Origin of the sequence: Faecalicatena fissicatena, assembly GCF_016900595.1 — a bacterium.
In the GTDB taxonomy this organism is placed as follows: domain Bacteria; phylum Bacillota; class Clostridia; order Lachnospirales; family Lachnospiraceae; genus Claveliimonas; species Claveliimonas intestinigallinarum.
Genome location: NZ_JACLYY010000017.1, coordinates 1 through 18,146 on the forward strand (window position 1 = coordinate 1; position 18,146 = coordinate 18,146).

Genomic DNA, 18,146 nt, shown 5'->3' on the forward strand with positions numbered 1-18,146 from the left:
ATGTGCAGGGAACGTACCGCTTAACTTTAGAGTTGATAAGTAGGGGATTTTTCTTGATAAAAACCGGAAGGATCATTGAAATGTTGATAACTACAATAGAAAAGCCCCGGGGTAAACCGGGGACTTTGTCTACAGTCTGAGCAGTCTGTGAAAGCAGACTGTTTTTTATTTGCAAAACAGAGCCGAATACTGATAGAATAGTAGACAGCAAAAGTTTAATAGATAAAGGCCAAAGGGAAAGGAAAAAGGTATTTCAGCTTCTGGACAAGCTCCACATCCCCTATGAGAGAGTGGAAAACGATGTGGTGGAGACAATGGAAGAGTGCGAGGAGATCGACAGAGCTCTCGGCACAGAGATAAGAAAGAGCATTTTTCTGTGCAACCAGAAGAAGACCAGCTTTTTTCTCATAGTTATGCCTGCCGCAAAGCAGCTGGACACGTCCGCCCTGGAGAAAAAGCTGGGTGTGGGACATCTGTCCTTTGCATCGGCAGAGATGATGGAGAAGCACCTGGGAGCAAAGCCGGGCTCCGCCTCTGTCATGGGACTGGTCAACGATGAGGACGAGTATGTGCAGCTCATCATAGACAAAGAAGTGGCTGACGCGGAATGGTTCGGATGTAATCCGGGGATCAACACGGATCATCTGAAGCTGAAGACAGCGGATCTTCTGAACAAATTTCTTCCACGCATTTATCACAAGGCTAAGATTATGGAGCTGTCAAGAGTAGATGGAAAACCTGGAACCCGGATAAAGTTCCGGGTTTTCTATTTTATTAAGAAAGACTATTAGCAGTCAGAGACAGGCAGGTGTATAATAGTCATAAATAATGCGTTACGGAAGATAAAGAGAATGAGAAAAAGGTTGATTGTTCTGGCAGCGCTGGCTGTCTATATGGAGCTTGTGCCGAAATACTCGCTGAGCCACTTTTCCTCCTCGCTGGACGCGGAGGCCGCCAGAGCGTCAAAGTCTATGTCCAGCATGTTGTATCCAAACTCCTCTTCCTTCGCCTCCCCGGACGCTTCCGCCGTCTCTGCCTGCTCCTCCACCTGGGGCATCTCCTGCTCCGGCACACCAAACAGGCTGTGGCGTAGATCCTGGATGAGCATAGTGCCAAGTCCCAGCTGCTCCACCTGGTCGTCTGTGTAGAGATCCGTCCGGTACAGATAAGCGGGCGTGATTTCCCCTTTCCACGGCAGAAGGAAGACTCCGGCCAGGAAGCAGACGAGGAAAGCCACTGCCGCCCCGAGAAACAGCGACGGCATCTTCCGGCGTCTTGCCTTCCCCGTCTTACTTTCTATCCTACCTTCCGTCTCCCCCGGCTCCTTTTCCACTGTCCTGCTAACTGTAAAGAACCACACTCCCAGGGGCAGCGCCACCAGCAGGAAAAAACCCGGCATATTCTCCCTCAGAGCCTGCCACACCGCGTCTTTGTAGTCTCCCAGATGATTGCCGGCAGCTGTGTCCAGCCCGCCCACGATCTGATAATACTGCTGAAGGATTTGCTTGCATATACATTCCGCCATATAGACGACAGACATCAGCAGAGTAAGTATCGCTCCCACGATCCGCCCGGCCCTCTCCGGCAGAAGAGACACCGCCGCAGACGCCAGAAACCCCCAGGCTGCCGCAGCGCACAGAAACAAAGGGGCGTACTCCATATCCAGCCCCATATAGATGTGGAACACCTGCAGCCTGTCCGGCAGAACGAATTTACCGGCCTGTTTGAGGGATACAATGTGATCTTTATCACAGCCGAGGGCTTCAGCGGCTATATGATCGACCCGGAGCTGACACCCACTCTCTATCAAATGTCCACCGAGGGATTTGTCTTTAAAAATTTTTACACGCCCCTGCACTTTACAAGCACATCGGGAGGAGAGTTTCAAAACCTGACAGGCCTCTATCCCCGCGCAGGCTTTCCCGTCAGTCTGACTGAGAGCGGAAAGCGGTCCACCTACCTTCCCTTTACGCTGGCAAATGCGCTGAACGGGGAGGACTACACTTCCATTGGCTACCATTTTAACCAGAATATGTATGGGCGGGAGCTGTCCCACCCCAATCTGGGCTATGAGTGGAGGCAGGCGGACGCGTGCGGGCGCCCGGTCACAAAGGAGACAAATGAGAGCGGCCGTGAGTACTGGCCTCAGTCGGATGACTACATGGTGGAGCAGACCTTTGCGGACTATGTGGACAGAGAGCCCTTCAATATCTACTACCTCACTATCAGCATGCATCTGCCCTACGGGTATGACAGCAATGAGATGTCCAGGAGAAACTGGGAGCAGGTGGAGGATCTTCCCTACTCCGACAAGACAAAGGCATACATGGCTGCTGGGATGGAGCTGGAGAAGGGACTGACCCATTTGCTGGAGGACCTGGAGGAGGCGGGGATCGCGGACCACACGCTGATCGCCATGGCGCCGGACCATGTGCCCTACTCGGACCTGGACATCCTGGAGGAGCTGGCAGGCCGGGATTTCGGCTCTGACTCAGTGGAGACGCTGGACGAGGAGAATGTAGATCTGGATGTCTACCGGAACACCTGGATCCTCTGGTCAGCCGGCATGAAGGAGCCTGTGGAGGTGGAAAAGATCTGCTCCCAGGTAGATATCCTACCCACCATGCTCAACCTTCTGGGGGTGGAGTATGACTCCCGGCTGCTGGCCGGCACGGATGTGTTTTCCGATCAGGAGGGCATGGCTATATTCTTTTCCAGGTCCTGGATCACGGACCAGGGGACCTACAGCAGATACACGGAGGAGTTTCAGCCTGCCCCGGGCGTGGAGATGACAGAGGAAGAGCAGAATGTGTATGTGGAAAACAAGAAGTATGTGGCGGACTGCCGGCTGCGGCTGGGAGAGCTGATCATTGAGACGGATTATTACCGGAAGGCTGTGCCGTAGGCCTTCCGGTTTTTGGCATATACCCAAAATTATTATTGACATATGCCCGAAACAAGCCTATACTTTAAAGAAGAAGTGGCAGCAGCCACCCGAACAAGGAGAGAGAAACGCGACAGGAGGAGATGAGAAATGCCAAGACCCAGAAAATGCAGGCGAGTGTGTGACTATCCACAGACTCTTGTATTTGCTCCGGTGGGAGGAAATAAGCAAGAGACCGTGAATATGACTGTGGATGAGTATGAGACGATCCGTCTCATTGATGGGGAGGGATATTCCCAGGAGCAGTGCGGAAGGCAGATGGAGATCTCCCGCACCGCGGTCCAGGTTGTCTACGCCTCCGCCAGAAAGAAGCTGGCGAAGGTGCTGGTGGAGGGGCTGACTCTCTCTATCGGCGGAGGAGATTATCAGCTCTGCCGGGGAGACGGAGGCTGCAGGGCCTGCGGCGGATGCTACAAATACGCCATCAGCCGGAAATATGAAAAGCCGAAGGGAGACGGGATCATGAGAATAGCAGTTACTTACGAAGACGGCCAGGTGTTCCAGCATTTCGGACACACAGAGCAGTTTAAGATTTATGACGTGGAGGACGGGAAAGTCATCGCCTCGGAGGTGGCGGACACGGATGGCCAGGGACACGGAGCCCTGGCGGGCGTGCTGTCTGCCCTGGGAGCGGAGGCGCTTATCTGCGGAGGCATCGGCGGAGGCGCCGTGCAGGCGCTGACCGCCGCAGGTATACAGCTTTACGCTGGAGTGTCAGGGGACGCGGACCAGGCGGTGGAGGAGCTGTTGGCAGGAAAGCTCTCGCCAAACGCAAAGGCCAACTGCGACCACCACGGCCACGGGGAAGGGCATCATGACTGCCAAGGACATGGCGAGGGACACCATGGGTGCGGAGGGCACGGAGAAGGTCATCACGGGTGCGGACATTAAGGAGTGTACGGGAAAAGTACGGACAAATGAAAAAGACATGAAATAGGCAGGGCGCCCTCTGCTAGCGGTCAGCATGCAGAAGGCGCCCTGCCTTTTCTATTTCCCCGGCGGAAGGGGGAAGGACATCCTCCAGAGAGTAGGGGATGCCCAGCTCCTTCCACTTGTAGACTCCCAGCGTGTGGTAGGGCAGCACCTCCACCCGCTCTACATTGGAGAGGGAGCGGATAAAGGCGTCCATCTCGCGCAGGTCCCTCTCCTCATCTGTGAGGCCGGGGACAAGGACGTGGCGGATCCAGACCGGCACGCTAAGCGTATCAAGGAGACCGGCCATGTCCAGGATGTTGTCATTTTCCCTGCCGGTCAGCTTCCGATGTCCTGCCGGGTCCATCAGTTTCAGGTCAAGGAGCACAAGGTCCACGTACTTCATCAGCTCCAGAAACCGGCTGTAAAATGGCTCTTCCCGGGCAAAGGGAGCGCCGGAGGTGTCCAGGGCAGTGTGGACTCCGGCCTCCTTTGCCCTCCTGAAAAACTCTATCAGGAAATCCAGCTGGAGCAGGGGCTCCCCGCCGCTGACTGTGATGCCGCCGCTTTTGCCCCAGTAGGGGCGGTAGCGGAGAGCCTGGGCGAGAAGCTCGTCAGCGCGTATCCTGAGTGCCTGGCCGGAGGTCAGCGCCCAGGTGTCCGGATTGTGACAGAAGCGGCACCGCAGGGGACAGCCCTGCAGAAAGACGAGGAACCGGATGCCCGGCCCGTCCACGGAGCCAAAGCTCTCTGTGGAGTGGACAAGGCCTGTGATATGGCCGCCGCTGATGTCCGGCTGTGAGTCTGGCTGTGAGGGGTATTCTGACAGGTGTTCCATCTTACAAGTTCCTCCTGTGTGCAATAGCTAGGTTACATGGTCTTGTGGCAGGTCCGGGCGATCACGTCCAGCTGCTGTTCTCTTGTCAGGCTGATGAATTTCACCGCGTAGCCGGATACCCGGATGGTGAAGTTGGCGTACTCCTCCTTCTCCGGATGCTCCATGGCGTCGATGAGCTTCTCCACGCCGAAGACGTTGACGTTGAGGTGATGGGCGCCCTGGTAGAAATAGCCGTCCAGGATGGAGGTGAGGTTGTCCACTCTCTCCTCTACGGAGTGGCCCAGCGCGTCCGGGTGGATGGTCTGGGTATTGGAGATGCCGTCCAGGGCCCACTCATAGGGCAGCTTAGCCAGGGAGTTGAGGGAGGCCAGTAGACCGCTCTTCTCCGCTCCATAGCTTGGGTTTGCGCCGGGGGAGAGGGGCTCTCCGGCCTTGCGCCCGTCAGGCAGGGAGCCGGTGGCTTTGCCGTACACCACGTTGGAGGTGATGGTGAGGATGGAGGTAGTGGGCTCGGAGTCCCGGTAGGTGTGGTGCTGGCGGATTTTCTGCATAAAGGTCTTTAAAAGCCAGACCGCGATGTCGTCCGCCCGGTCATCGTCATTTCCATACCTGGGGAAATCCCCAATGGTCTCGTAGTCCGTCACGATGCCGTCCTCGTCCCGGATAGTGCGTACTTTGGCGTACTTGATGGCGCTTAAGGAGTCCACCACGTGGGAGAAGCCGGCGATGCCTGTGGCAAAGGTGCGGCGCACATCTGTGTCGATGAGGGCCATGAGGGCGGACTCATAATAATATTTGTCGTGCATGTACTGGATCAGATTCAGGGCATTTACGTAGAGACCTGCCAGCCATCCCATCATGGAGTCAAAGCGGTGCATCACCTCGTCGTAGTCCAGATATTCGGATGTGATGGGCCTGCTTTCCGGCCCTACCTGCTCCTTGGTGCGCTCGTCCACACCGCCGTTGATGGCGTAGAGGAGACATTTTGCCAGGTTGGCCCTGGCGCCGAAGAACTGCATCTCCTTCCCGGTCTGGGTGGCGGACACGCAGCAGCAGATGGAGTAGTCGTCTCCCCAGATGGGCCGCATCACGTCGTCATTTTCATACTGGATGGAGCTGGTATCTATGGAAATGCGGGCAGCGTAGGCCTTAAAGGTCTCCGGCAGACGGGTGGAGTAGAGAACCGTCAGGTTGGGCTCCGGAGAGGGCCCCATATTTTCCAGGGTGTGGAGGAAGCGGTAGTCGGTCTTTGTCACCATGGAGCGCCCGTCCTGGCCCATGCCCGCTACTTCCAGGGTGGCCCACACCGGATCCCCGGAGAAGAGCTGGTTGTAGGAGGGAATGCGGGCGAATTTTACCATGCGCAGCTTCATGGCCAGGTGATCGATGAGCTCCTGGGCCTCCTTCTCTGTCAGTGTGCCGGCTGCCAGGTCCCTCTGGATGTAGATATCCAGGAAGGTGGAGATGCGCCCCACGCTCATGGCCGCCCCGTTTTGGGTCTTGATGGCTGCCAGATAACCGAAGTAGAGCCACTGCACTGCCTCACGGGCATTTGCGGCGGGCTGGGAAATGTCAAAGCCGTAGGAGGCTGCCAGCTCCTTCATCTGCCTCAGAGCCCGGATCTGCTTTGCCAGCTCCTCCCTCTGGCGGATGATGTCGTCCCGCATGGAGCCGTAGCCGCAGTGGTCGAAATCCTCTTTTTTGGACTGGATCAGAAGATCGATACCGTAGAGGGCCACCCGCCGGTAGTCTCCCACAATGCGGCCTCTGCCGTAGGTGTCCGGCAGGCCGGTGATGATCTTGCTGTGGCGGGCCTTCTTGATCTCCGGTGTGTAGGTGTCAAACACGCCTTGGTTGTGGGTGGTGTGGTACTCGCTGAAAAATTTGTGGAGCACAGGGTCCGGGGTATAGCCGTAGGTAGTACAGGCCTCCTCTGCCATGCGGATGCCGCCAAAGGGCATGAAAGCCCGCTTCAGGGGCTTGTCCGTCTGCAGACCCACTACCTTTTCCTGGTCCTTCAAGGTCTGGCTTATATAGCCCGGCCCGTGGGAGGTGATGGTGGAGACGATATCTGTGTCCATGTCCAGGACGCCACCCTTTGCCCGCTCCTCCTTCTGGAGCCTTTGCAGCTCATCCCAGAGAAGCCGGGTGGAGTCTGCCGGCCCCTCCAGGAAAGAGGCGTCCCCCTCGTAGGGCGTATAGTTGTGCTGGATGAAATCACGCACATTGATTTCTTCTCTCCAGAGCCTTCCCTCAAAGCCATTCCATTGTGTTTGCTGCATCATATGATTTTCCTCCTTCATACGCTGCCCGAAATCCGCTGCGTTGCCGGATGCCCGCTTGTGCAGGCACGGCGGGCCCCCTCCGGCGTATCGCACAAAAAAACGACCCTCCGGGCATATGTTTTATGCCCAGACGGTCGGCTCTTTTCATTCCCTATACTTCATGTGGTCCATTCCACTTCCGTCAGTCGTATAAGTACTTTCTAATATAGCATTTCCCAAAGAAATGTCAAGTAAAAAAAATCTGCCTGCTGTATACAGAACGTCTACTGCATGTCCTCCTGCACCTGGCAGATCTGCTTCTTAAGCCCCGCCGCGGCCTGGTCGGAGAGGCCGGCGAGAAGAGTCTGCATATTGGCGCGGATCTTCTCCGGGTCATAGGGGACCTCCAGGGCAAAATCACTGTAGGCGCGGATTTTCTGGAAGTAGAAGGATGTCTCCTTTTCCTCCTTTGCGTCCCGGGACATCTGGTACATGGTCACGCAGTCAGTGGCGTCCACATCGGTGCACTCGCTGCAGATCCATTTTCCAAGGAAATAGTATTTTCCGTCTGCCTGGTAGATAAATCCGGGCAGGGTAAGAAGTGTCTCAAGCATGGTTTTATTCCTCCTCTTTTTGAGAGTCCTGCGGCGCAGGACGGGCTGTATTTCTGTATTCAGTATAGCACAAAGAGGTAGGCACATACATGGAAACTTGTTATTTTTCTCCTCTGCCTATATAATGGGGATATCGAGGTTTCCAAAGCCTGCAGTATGCGGGCGGTTTGAGGGGCCTGTGACCAGGAAGGAGGACATGGGATGGAGCTAAGTCATTTCGAGGAGAGCGGACGGGCTGTCATGGTGGATGTGACAGAGAAGAAGGATACGGAAAGGGAGGCCGAGGCCACGGGGACGATCCTGGTGAACCGGCAGGTGTTTGACGCCATAAAGGCGGGCACGGTCGGCAAGGGGGACGTGCTGGCAGTGGCCCAGACAGCCGGGATCATGGGGGCCAAGCGGACCTTTGAGCTGATTCCCATGTGCCATATCCTTCCCATCACCGGATGCCGCATCCGGTTTGACATGGACGAGGAGGCCTGTGCGGTCCACTGCACCTGCACGGTGAAGGTGACCGGGAAGACGGGGGTGGAGATGGAGGCCCTTACCGGCGTGACCACAGCCCTTCTCACCATCTATGACATGTGCAAGGCTCTGGATAAGAGTATGGAGATCACGGAGGTTTACCTGGTTCACAAGACAGGGGGCAAGAGCGGCGAGATACGCAACGAAAAGGCCAGAGCCCCGCAGCGTGCAGGGCAGACAGAATACAGAGAGCAGACAGGAAAGGGACTGAAGACATGGGATTAGAAAAGGGAATGAAGCTGATACGGACAGAGGACGCAGTGGGAACCGTGCTCTGTCACGATATCACACAGATCATACCGGGGCAGGTGAAAGGCCCGGTGTTCCGGAAAGGACATGTTGTCCGGGAGGAGGACATTCCGGTCCTTCTCTCTGTGGGCAAGGAGAACCTCTATGTGTGGGAGAAGCAGGAGGGGATGCTCCACGAAAATGAGGGGGCTGAAATCCTGCGCCAGGTCTGTCAGGGAGAGCATATGAGCCCCTCAGACGTGAAGGAGGGAAAGATTGAGCTGACAGCGGACACGGACGGGCTTTTGAAGGTAGACAGGGAAAAGCTTGACCAGGTCAACGGCCTGGGCCAGTTCGTCATCGCCTCCCGCCACGGAAATTTTCCGGTGAAAAAGGGGGACAAGATTGCCGGCATGCGGGTGGTCCCCCTTGTCATTGAGGAGGAGAAGATGGAGAGGGTAAAGGAAATCTGCGGCCAGGAGAGCATTTTTTCCCTCCTTCCCTTCCGAAAGATGAAGGCAGGCATTGTGACCACGGGAAGCGAGGTCTATCACGGCCGGATCAAGGACCAGTTCACTCCTGTGGTGAAGGAGAAGCTTCTGGAGTACGGCATGGAGGTGCCGGGAAATATCCTCTGCAGCGACGACGCCTCCATGGTGGAGGATGCCATCAGGGAGTGGATCAGAAAAGGCATGGACCTGGTGGTGTGCACAGGAGGCATGAGCGTGGACCCGGACGACAGGACACCCCTTGCCATCCGAAATGTCTCAGATGAAGTCATCACCTACGGTGCGCCTGTCCTGCCCGGCGCCATGTTCATGCTTGGATATAAAAAGCGGGCGGAAGGCAAGGATATTCCTGACATTCCGGTGCTGGGACTGCCCGGCTGTGTCATGTACGCGAAGCGGACCATCTTTGACCTGGTGCTTCCAAGGATCGCGGCCGGAGAGCGGCTGAGCCTGGAGGATTTCACAGGGATGGGAGAGGGCGGACTGTGCCTGTCCTGCCCGGTGTGCACATTTCCGAACTGTGGGTTTGGGAAATAGAAATGGAAAAGAAACGGTTGCCTGGCTTACCCTCTGATCCAGTTGTTGATTTTCATTGTTGCTCTTGTTGGTCTCTGTTATGAGATTTTCAGGGGAAAGAAATAGCCGCCACTACTGCAATAGTGACGGCTTGCCGCTTTTAGCGGTATAGCTTCATTGTTGAGGGGAAGCCGCTTTCAATTTCTTTTTTATGTTTACAATATAGCATATCCGTACCGAATATTCAAGAAAAATAAGTAGTAGTTCCACAAACATAATTTTGGAAAGTATATTGATAAGAAGATAGAATTATGTTATCTTATAGAAGGAACAACTGTGTTACAGGGTGGCTGACCTCTATTCTACATAGAATGGGGGTGATGCTGATGGACAAAAAACCGTTTGACTTTAAAGATCTGATGGCTTTTGGAATGTTCATTCTGGCATTGCTGACATTCGTATTTATGTTTGTCAAGTAGTGTTTTAGCCAGTAGAAAACCACCCTTAAAACTTTGACCGGTTGCAGGGTGGTAATCTAAAGCTCTGTTATAAGGTCAACCACTTTGGCGGTTGTTCCTTTTTACATGTTTACTATAACATATCTGATAAAAATCTGCAATGACGCAAGAAGATTTCAACCGTTTTTAGCAGGGGGGCTACCAGTGCCTTTTCTCCACCTCCATGTGTACAGTTTTCTGGGCGTGAAGCTGTCGCAGGGCTGCAAAGGCGGAGGCGGCTGCCGCAATCACGTGGCTCATAAGGACTGCGGTCCAGATGCCCTCAAGCCCAAAGCCCAGGTGTGAGAGGAGCCAGGCCAGCGGCATACGCACGACCAGATAGTAGAGGACCATACACAGCAGACTCTGGGAGGGCCTGCCCATGCCGTTCAGGCTTCCAAGGAAACAGTTGGTGAGGATGTTTAAGAGGTAGCCGGCCCCCACGATCCTGAAATACACGGCCACGATTTCTGCAGCCTGCAGGCTGTCCACAAAGAGCAGGGCAAGAGGCCTTGCAAATACAGTCACCAGGGCGGACAGCACCAGAAGGAGGGCTGTGCCGGAGAGAAGGGATGCCTTCATGTAGTCCCGTGCCCGGTCGTATCTTTTTGCCCCGGTGCATTGGCCGACGATGCTTGTGAGTGCCATGTTGAAGGCCATGGCCGGGTAGAACAGGATGGTCTCCAGCTTCCCTGTGATCCCGTAGGCGGCCAGGGCGGAAATGCCGTAGCCGGTGACAAGGGAAGTGAGAAAGCTGGTGCTGATGGCCGGAATGCTCTGCTGGAAGGCAGAGGGAACGCCCTTTGCGATAAAGGGCAAAAGCAGGCTTTTGTCAAACTGCCGCAGCCGGAGATGGAAGAATTTCTTCCTCGCAAGATAGGCAAGCATGAAGACAAGGCAGAGCGCCTGGGACAGGACCGTGGCCACGGCCGCTCCCCGGAAGCCCATCAGATGGATGAAGACAGGGTCCAGGACCGCGTTGAGGACTGTGCAGATCAGGATGGCAACGACCTGGAAGACACTGTTGCCAAAGCTGCGGAGCACGGCGGTGAAGTAGCAGTACAGGAAGACGGCCAGATAGCCGGACAGGTAGATGGCCAGATACTGCCAGGCCATGGGCATGAGCTCATCCGGTGTGCCAAGAAGGCCCAGGATGGGACGAAGGAGAAGCTCCAGCAGCAGGGTGAGGCCCAGGGAGAAGACGATGGCGGCGAGAAGAGAGGTGGTGATCATCTTTTCCGCCGTCTCTTTTTTTCCTGCCCCCACAGCCTGGGACAGAAGGATGGATACGCCGTTTGAGGCGCCCATGGCGATGGAGTTCAGGATCAGGATGACAGGAATCGCGTTTGTCAGGGCGGCGTAGGCGCGTTCTCCCAGCAGGTTGCCGATCCAGAGACTGTCCACAAGGTTGTAGGCCATATTGAGAAACATGGCTGCCATGAGAGGCAGCGCCATGGCGGCCAGGCATTTTTTGGTGTCTCCGCTGATGAAGTCAAGTTTTAGGTTCATTGTTCATTCCTCCTTAATGAGTGAATATCATTCACTTGTGTTTTATAAAAAAACTGCCTGAGGCAGTTCTTTTTGTGTTTAAGCCTGAAAATGCCGGATCAGCTCCAAGAGAAAGCTGTGGATCCGCTCCGTCCGCTCACTGGCGGGGATGTTCTGGTCCAGCAGGATTCCCAGCTGACCGTACACGCAGAAGGAGGCGGCGGTGTCAGGATCTTTTATCTGGAGTTCTCCCCCCTCGCCGGCCCGGGCCAGGAGCCGGGCTACCACTGGCTGGAGCTTTGCGCAGATTTTCAGGGCGAGCTGGTTGTGAAATTTTGCATTGCCCTCCTGGTGGCAGAGCTTCTGGGCGTAGCTGTCGTCCAGCTCTACCTCCGGGAAGGAGGGCATGCTCTCGATGAGCTGCGCAAGGGGCAGGTTCAGGTTGGTGGCAGCCAGGAGCCGGTCCACCTGGCGCTGGGCGTACTGGTCAAGGGCCGTGTCGAAGAGCTCCTCCTTGGAGGAGAAATACCGGTAGCAGAGTCCCTGGGCCACGTGCATTTCCCGGGCGATGTCCGCAATGGCGGTCTTCTCATATCCCTTCTCATAGAACACCCTCATGGCAGTGTCGATGATTTCCTGCCTGCGCTCCTTGGGGTCTTTCGTGATCCGCGTCATGGTCATCCCTTCTTTCCTTATCTGTGGATTACCATACCACAGGGAAACAGATTTGTCAATGAATATTGTTCATTCACAAAGAGAGAAGCATGAATGCAGGGAGGGCGCTTTGTGAGGTAAGCCTTGATTTTAGGCGGGAGACATACTAAGATGAAAAAGAATAAAAGGAAGGAGCGCAGGATGGGACAGGAAATGAAAGGAAGAGAGTTTTACCAGGCAATCAAAGAGAGGCGGGCAGCAGGGACGCCTGAGCTGACGGCAGCCACCATCCTGGACGGGCCCCAGGCCGGCGGAAAATTCCTCCTTAGGGGGGAAAAGGAGGCGTGGGCGTTCGGGGAGAGCCATGCAGGGACAGGCGTGTTCATGGAGCGGCTGGGGGGCAGCCCAGGGCTTCTCGTCTTCGGCGTGGGCCATGTATCCATGCCCATCATAAAAATCGGGAAAATGCTCCGTTTTTCTGTGACCGTGCTGGAGGATCGGCCCAAATTCGCGGACCAGGCCAGGCGGGCAGGGGCGAACCGGGTGATCTGCGAGCCCTTCTCCCAGGGACTTGCCCAGGCCGAGCTGGGGCCGGATACCTATGCAGTGATCGTGACGAGAGGACACCGGTACGATGAGGACTGCCTTTACGGCATCCTGTCCCGGGAGCGGGAACTGGGGACGGCTTGCGCCTATGTGGGGATGATGGGCAGCAGGCGGAGGACCGCCATGGTACGGGAGCGGATGAGAGAGCTGGGGATTTCAGAGGAGGAGATCCGGCGCCTTCACGCCCCCATCGGGCTTGCCATAGGGGCGGAGACGCCGGAGGAGATTGCCGTCTCCATTTTTGCCCAGATCATCCAGATAAAAAATGAAAAAGCGCAAACAGAAGGGTATCCCGAAGAACTGCTGGAGGCTATCCAGGAGAGCTACGACAGCGGCCACGACAGGAACGGGAGCGGACGGAGGGCTGTCCTTGCCACCATCATATCCAGGCAGGGCTCTGCGCCCCGCGGCGTGGGAACCAAGATGCTCATACGGGAGGATGGGACTGCCCTTGGCACCATCGGCGGAGGCTGCGCGGAGAGCAGGGTCATGCAGAAGGCCCTCCAGATGCTGAGGCTCCCGGAAAGCCCCCGGTTCCTTGTCACCGGAGTGGACATGACGGCTCAGGAGGCGGAGGAAGAGGGGATGGTCTGCGGAGGCCGTATCCAGGTCATGCTGGAGGTGACAGGAGATTGATCTTAAAGAAAGAAGAGAGCTCTTACAGAGCATTTCCCTCTATTATAGAAGCACTGGGACTGGAGGATCGAAGGGATGTGCGGCTCTGCGCGGCGGGGGCCGGAGGGAAGACCACCCTGCTGAAGCGGCTTGCGGCGGAGTACAAAGAGCGGGGCATCCCGGTGGCGGTGACTACCACCACCCGCATGTACGCGGAGGAGGAGCCCCGGTTCCTGCTGGAGCCCTCCCCGGTGAAAATGGGGGAGATTCTGGAGCGGGAGGGTGTGGTCTTTCTGGGTAGAAAAGACAGGGACGGCAAGATGAAAGCCCCGGAGAAGGAGTGGATGAAGGACATCCTGGCTCTGCCCTTCCCGGTTCTTGTGGAGGCCGATGGCTCCCGGAGGCTGCCCTTGAAGGCGCCGGGGGAGAGGGAGCCTGTCTTCCCGGAGGAGACGACCCATGTGGTGTATGTATACGGCATGGGCGCCCTGGGGCGCAGCCTGGGGGAGGTCTGCTTCCGCCCTGAGAGGGCGGCGGCCATCCTGGGACGGTCTGTAGAGGGCTTGGTGAGAGAGGAGGACATCGCCCTCCTGGCCGGCCATCCCCTGGGGGGAAGAAAGGGCGTCCGGGAGGCATGGCATTTTACTGTGGCGCTTACCCAGGCGGACCTGCCGGGCGGGCTGGAGGCGGCCCGGCGGATCAGCCGGATGACAGAGACGGAAGTACTGATTTTAGGACAAATGAAGGAGAATGGAGACAGGAGAGCATGAAGATACTGATCAGGGGCGCGGGAGATCTGGCAACCGGCATTGCCGCCAGGCTGTACCGCTGCGGACATGAGATCCTTATGACAGAGACAGAAGAGCCGATGACCGTGAGGCGGACAGTGGCCTTTTCCAGAGCCGTCTATGAGGGGCGGGCACAGGTGGAGGACATAGAGGCGGTTCTTGCGGGCAATATGGCAGAGGCCAGGCAGATACTGAGCGAGGGAAATATCTCGGTGCTGGTGGATGCGAGGGCCGCCGTACGGGAGGCCTTCCGGCCGGATGTACTCATCGACGCTATCATCGCCAAGAAGAATCTGGGCACGGCAATCACCGACGCGCCTCTTGTCATCGGCACTGGCCCCGGATTTACAGCGGGAGTTGACTGCCACTGCGTCATCGAGACAAAGCGGGGCCACACTCTTGGCAGACTTATCTGGGAGGGGACAGCCATTCCCAACACAGGGGTGCCCGGCAACGTGGGAGGCTACACCATAGAGCGGCTTCTGCGGGCCGCCGGGGACGGGCGGATCCGGCCCACAGTGTCCATCGGCAGCAGGGTGGAGAAGGGGCAGATCACCGCCTACACAGGGGGCGTGCCGGTCTATGCGGCCATGTCCGGCATTGTGCGGGGCATGCTCCAGGAGGGGGCTATGGTGAAAAAGGGCATGAAGATCGGGGACATTGACGCCCGGTGTGAGCTCTCCCACTGCTACACCATCTCCGACAAGGCGCTGGCCGTGGGGGGAGCCGCCCTGGAGGCAGTGGAGCTGTACGGGAGGATGAAGGGAAAATACGGCCTTGTCATTCTGGCAGCAGGCCGGGGCCTTCGCTTTGGCGGGGACAAGCTGTCCTGCCTTGTCCATGACAAGCCGGTCTACCAGTACATGCTGGACAAGGCGGCTGCCTTTTCCGGGGTGGAGAAACTGATTGTCACCGGAAATGAGAGGATTATGGAGGCGGCCCGGCAGATGGGGGTGACGCCGGTGGAGAACCGGGAGCCGGAGCAGGGGATTTCCTGGTCCCTGAAGCTGGGGCTTCGGGCTATGCTGGAGAAAAGGCCAGGGGTGGAGGGCGTCCTGTTCTGCGTCTGCGACCAGCCCGGCCTCCAGGCGGCCACCATCCAGAAGATCTGGAACCGGGCGGCAGTCAGAAGAGGAAGGATCATCTGCGCCGGCCATGAGGGAAGGCCGGGCAATCCGGTGTTGTGGCCGAGAGCATTTTTCCCGGAGCTTATGGCCCTGGAGGGGGACGTGGGGGGCCGGGCCGTGATGGCCCGGCACCCGGACAGGATCGACATTGTGGAGTCCAGGGAGACAGAGCTGCGGGACATAGACCGGAAGGAAGACATGGAGGAAGTGTGGGAGAGAAGATGGGGGATATGAGAAGATGCCAGGCGCTGCCCGGGGAAGTAGTTCTTTTTCCGGGCAGCTTTTTTGTCAAAGCGAATTGTTTTTGAAAATAACTTGATGTATACTGGGAGTGCTTCAAATGAAAGTGACAGGATGAAACATAAAGACAGGGAGAAATATGAAAATGAAAAGAGACAAGATCAGCCGCCTGCTGGCAGTATCCATGAGCGTGTGCCTGCTGGCAGTGGGACTGGCAGGATGTTCTTCTTCCGGGGGAGACAGCGCAGACCGGACAGAGCAGGAGAACGCGGCAAAGGACGGCGCGTCACAGGAGAGCGGGGAAGAGACAGAAATCCTTGTGGCGGCGGCAGCCAGCCTGGAGTACGCCTATGAGGAGGAGCTGATCCCCATGTTTGAGGAGCAAAATCCGGGTGTGGCTGTGAAGGGAACCTATGACAGCTCAGGTAAGCTGCAGACGCAGATCGAGGAGGGGCTGGAGGCGGACGTGTTCATGTCAGCGGCCACCCAGCAGATGGACGCCCTCACAGAGGAGGGCTTCATTGACGGGGACAGCGTGAAGGATCTTCTGGAGAACCAGATCGTGCTCATCACATCTGCGGACAATGAGCTGGGCCTGGCGGAATTTACGGATATCACAAAGGCGGACACCATCGCCATCGGCGATCCGGCCAGCGTTCCCGCGGGACAGTATGCCCGGGAGGTCCTCACCAATCTAAGGATCTGGGACGAGGTGCTGGCAAAATCCAGCCTCGGGACAAATGTGACAGAGGTGCTGAACTGGGTGGCAGAGGGAAGCGCCCAGGCGGGCATCGTCTATGCCACGGACGCGGCCACCACAGACAAGGTAAGGGTGATCGCCCAGGCGCCTGTGGGAAGTCTGGCGGAGCCGGCTATCTATCCGGCGGGACTTGTGGCGTCATCCGCACATCAGGAGGAGGCCCGGGCATTTCTTGATTTCCTGCAGAGCGATGAGGCCATGGCTGTGTTTGCGGAGTATGGATTTACCAGCCATGCGGATGCCTAGTAGCAGTGAAAGGAGGGGGACAAGGTGGATCTTTCGCCTATTCTGATATCGGCAAAGACAGCGGCAGTTTCTATTGTCTTTACATTTTTTCTTGGAACAGGGGCGGCATTTTGTGTCTATCGGATGCGCCATGAACGATGGAAAATACTGTGGGATGGTCTTTTGACCCTCCCCCTGGTCCTGCCTCCCACGGTGGCTGGATTTTTCCTCCTCTACATCTTCGGAGTCAGGAGGCCGGTGGGTGCCTTTTTCCTGGAATATTTCGGGGTGAAGATCGCGTTTTCCTGGGGGGCTACGGTGCTGGCGGCAGTGGCCATTTCCTTCCCTCTCATGTACCGGTCGGCCAGAGGCGCGTTTGAGCAGGTGGACCGAAATCTCATGGACGCGGGGAGGACGCTTGGCATGTCGGAGTGGCAGATTTTCCACAGAGTCCTCATGCCAGGGGCTGTCCAGGGGCTTCTGTCCGGGGGGATTCTGGCGTTTGCCAGGGGATTGGGAGAGTTTGGCGCCACGGCCATGATCGCCGGGAATATTGAGGGGCGGACGAGAACTCTTCCCCTGGCCGTCTACTCCGATGTGGCGGCGGGAAACATGGAGTCAGCGGGCCGATATGTGCTGATTCTGGTGCTCATCTCCTTTATAGTGGTCACCGGCATGGGCTATGCGACGTATGTATTTCAGAGATTTACCCGGAGGGAGAGCCGTTGAAGATGCTGAGAGCTGATATTTCAAAAAAGCTGAAAAATTTTGACCTGGATCTTCGCTTTGAGGCGGAGGGCGGATGCCTGGGCATACTGGGGCCCTCCGGCTGCGGGAAGAGCATGACCCTCAAGGCTGTGGCCGGGCTTGTGCGGCCGGACCGGGGGCAGATCCGAAGGGACGATAGAGTCCTCTTTGACAGCGGCAGAGGAATCGACCTGCCGCCACAGAAAAGAAAGGTCGGGTACCTGTTCCAACATTATGCCCTGTTTCCCAATATGACGGTGGCGCAGAATATTGAGGCCGGGCTGCTGAGGAGCCGGCAGGACAGAAGCGCCCGCAGGGAGCGGGTGGAGAAGCTGATCCGAAGGTTCCGCCTGGAGGGGCTGGAAAATCAGTATCCCACGCACATCTCGGGCGGGCAGCAGCAGCGGACCGCCCTGGCCAGGATCTTCGCGTCGGACGCAAAATGCATTCTCCTGGATGAGCCGTTTTCCGCCATGGGCAGCTACCTACGGGAGGAGATGCAGATGGAGCTTGCCCGGATGATTCGGGAGTTTGAAGGCTGCATGGTTCTTGTGAGCCACGACCGGGATGAGATTTACCGCCTGTGCGGCCGGACCATGATCATGGAAAAGGGGAGAGATGTGATCTGCGATCAGACGCAGGTGCTTTTTGACCAGCCTCGGAAGCTGGCCGCGGCCAGGCTGACCGGGTGCAAGAATATTTCCCGCGTACAGAAGGCTGGGGATTTTCAGGTCTACGCCGATGACTGGAATGTCATGCTGCGCACCGGGACAAAGGTGTCCGACACAGTTACCCATGTGGGGATCCGGGCCCACGACATCCTGCCTGCGGCTAGGGGAGAGGACGTCCCCAACCGGATCCGGGTGCTCCCGGCAGAGAAGGTGTCCTCGCCTTTTGAGTGGACGCTCATCTTTCAGAACCGGGATCACCCCGGGGCGGGCATCTGGATGAAGAGTGACCGGAGCCAGCATCAGATCCCCGATGAGGTGACCGTAGACCCATCGAAGATCCTGCTTCTGGAAGAATAGTGGAATGGTGAAAAAGTAGAA

17 protein-coding genes and 1 riboswitch are annotated in these 18,146 nt (G+C 57.0%); of the genes, 11 read left to right on the top strand and 6 right to left on the bottom strand.

What is annotated here, in order from left to right; all coding sequences use genetic code 11:
• Positions 1-290: 290 nt before the first annotated feature.
• Positions 291-791, top strand: a complete 501-nt coding sequence (locus H7U36_RS13760; protein ID WP_330637147.1) for a prolyl-tRNA synthetase associated domain-containing protein — start codon at positions 291-293, stop codon at positions 789-791.
• Between the two features lie 98 nt (positions 792-889).
• Here H7U36_RS13760 and H7U36_RS13765 read toward each other — a convergent pair whose 3' ends face one another.
• Positions 890-1,687 (bottom strand): hypothetical protein, encoded by a 798-nt coding sequence (locus tag H7U36_RS13765; RefSeq protein ID WP_205156348.1) that lies wholly within the window; start codon positions 1,685-1,687, stop codon positions 890-892.
• Between H7U36_RS13765 and H7U36_RS13770 the strand changes: the two genes are divergently transcribed.
• Both H7U36_RS13770 and H7U36_RS13775 read left to right on the top strand, forming a co-directional pair.
• The gene (locus H7U36_RS13770) at positions 1,679-2,905 is read left to right on the top strand and encodes an LTA synthase family protein (protein WP_205156349.1); all 1,227 of its coding nucleotides are present in this window, start codon (positions 1,679-1,681) and stop codon (positions 2,903-2,905) included. The two genes, H7U36_RS13765 and H7U36_RS13770, sit on opposite strands and share 9 nt — an antisense overlap.
• Before the next feature lie 129 nt (positions 2,906-3,034).
• Complete coding sequence (locus H7U36_RS13775) at positions 3,035-3,835, top strand: NifB/NifX family molybdenum-iron cluster-binding protein (RefSeq protein ID WP_205148763.1); 801 nt, start codon at positions 3,035-3,037, stop codon at positions 3,833-3,835.
• A 61-nt stretch (positions 3,836-3,896) separates the two neighbouring features.
• On the opposite strand, the gene pflA is transcribed toward H7U36_RS13775, so the two are convergent.
• From pflA to H7U36_RS13790, 3 genes are all read right to left on the bottom strand, one after another.
• Complete coding sequence (gene pflA / locus H7U36_RS13780) at positions 3,897-4,631, bottom strand: pyruvate formate-lyase-activating protein (protein WP_242842881.1); 735 nt, start codon at positions 4,629-4,631, stop codon at positions 3,897-3,899.
• A 95-nt stretch (positions 4,632-4,726) separates the two neighbouring features.
• Positions 4,727-6,979, bottom strand: a complete 2,253-nt coding sequence (pflB, locus tag H7U36_RS13785; RefSeq protein WP_138304218.1) for a formate C-acetyltransferase — start codon at positions 6,977-6,979, stop codon at positions 4,727-4,729.
• 117 nt (positions 6,980-7,096) lie between these two features.
• Positions 7,097-7,178, bottom strand: a riboswitch (ZMP/ZTP riboswitch).
• 64 nt (positions 7,179-7,242) lie between these two features.
• A complete protein-coding gene (locus H7U36_RS13790; RefSeq protein ID WP_033126708.1) occupies positions 7,243-7,572 on the bottom strand; it encodes a hypothetical protein in 330 nt (109 codons plus the stop codon).
• A gap of 201 nt (positions 7,573-7,773) precedes the next feature.
• Here H7U36_RS13790 and moaC point away from each other — a divergent pair, with 201 nt between their 5' ends.
• Together moaC and H7U36_RS13800 are read left to right on the top strand one after the other, a co-directional pair.
• Positions 7,774-8,322: a cyclic pyranopterin monophosphate synthase MoaC gene (gene moaC / locus H7U36_RS13795; protein WP_191428227.1), complete on the top strand. Its 549-nt coding sequence runs from the start codon at positions 7,774-7,776 to the stop codon at positions 8,320-8,322.
• An 8-nt stretch (positions 8,323-8,330) separates the two neighbouring features.
• Entirely contained in the window at positions 8,331-9,371 is a 1,041-nt protein-coding gene (locus H7U36_RS13800) for a molybdopterin-binding protein (protein WP_205156360.1), read from the top strand.
• Positions 9,372-10,006: 635 nt separating this feature from the next.
• On the opposite strand, the gene H7U36_RS13805 is transcribed toward H7U36_RS13800, so the two are convergent.
• On the bottom strand, positions 10,007-11,356 hold the full coding sequence (locus tag H7U36_RS13805; RefSeq protein WP_205156350.1) for an MATE family efflux transporter: 1,350 nt from the start codon (positions 11,354-11,356) through the stop codon (positions 10,007-10,009).
• A gap of 78 nt (positions 11,357-11,434) precedes the next feature.
• Entirely contained in the window at positions 11,435-12,016 is a 582-nt protein-coding gene (locus tag H7U36_RS13810; RefSeq protein ID WP_330637150.1) for a TetR/AcrR family transcriptional regulator, read from the bottom strand.
• 144 nt (positions 12,017-12,160) lie between these two features.
• Between H7U36_RS13810 and H7U36_RS13815 the strand changes: the two genes are divergently transcribed.
• From H7U36_RS13815 to H7U36_RS13840, 6 genes are all read left to right on the top strand, one after another.
• A complete protein-coding gene (locus tag H7U36_RS13815; protein WP_243426775.1) occupies positions 12,161-13,231 on the top strand; it encodes an XdhC family protein in 1,071 nt (356 codons plus the stop codon).
• Complete coding sequence (gene yqeC / locus H7U36_RS13820) at positions 13,228-13,980, top strand: selenium cofactor biosynthesis protein YqeC (protein WP_052084114.1); 753 nt, start codon at positions 13,228-13,230, stop codon at positions 13,978-13,980. The genes H7U36_RS13815 and yqeC overlap by 4 nt, the downstream gene beginning before the upstream one ends.
• The gene (yqeB, locus tag H7U36_RS13825; protein WP_033126706.1) at positions 13,977-15,359 is read left to right on the top strand and encodes a selenium-dependent molybdenum cofactor biosynthesis protein YqeB; all 1,383 of its coding nucleotides are present in this window, start codon (positions 13,977-13,979) and stop codon (positions 15,357-15,359) included. The genes yqeC and yqeB overlap by 4 nt, the downstream gene beginning before the upstream one ends.
• 166 nt (positions 15,360-15,525) lie before the next feature.
• A complete protein-coding gene (gene modA, locus H7U36_RS13830; RefSeq protein ID WP_408610365.1) occupies positions 15,526-16,371 on the top strand; it encodes a molybdate ABC transporter substrate-binding protein in 846 nt (281 codons plus the stop codon).
• A 24-nt stretch (positions 16,372-16,395) separates the two neighbouring features.
• On the top strand, positions 16,396-17,079 hold the full coding sequence (gene modB, locus H7U36_RS13835) for a molybdate ABC transporter permease subunit (protein ID WP_205148758.1): 684 nt from the start codon (positions 16,396-16,398) through the stop codon (positions 17,077-17,079).
• 2 nt (positions 17,080-17,081) lie between these two features.
• Complete coding sequence (locus H7U36_RS13840) at positions 17,082-18,125, top strand: sulfate/molybdate ABC transporter ATP-binding protein (RefSeq protein ID WP_205156363.1); 1,044 nt, start codon at positions 17,082-17,084, stop codon at positions 18,123-18,125.
• The last annotated feature ends 21 nt before the right edge of the window (positions 18,126-18,146 follow it).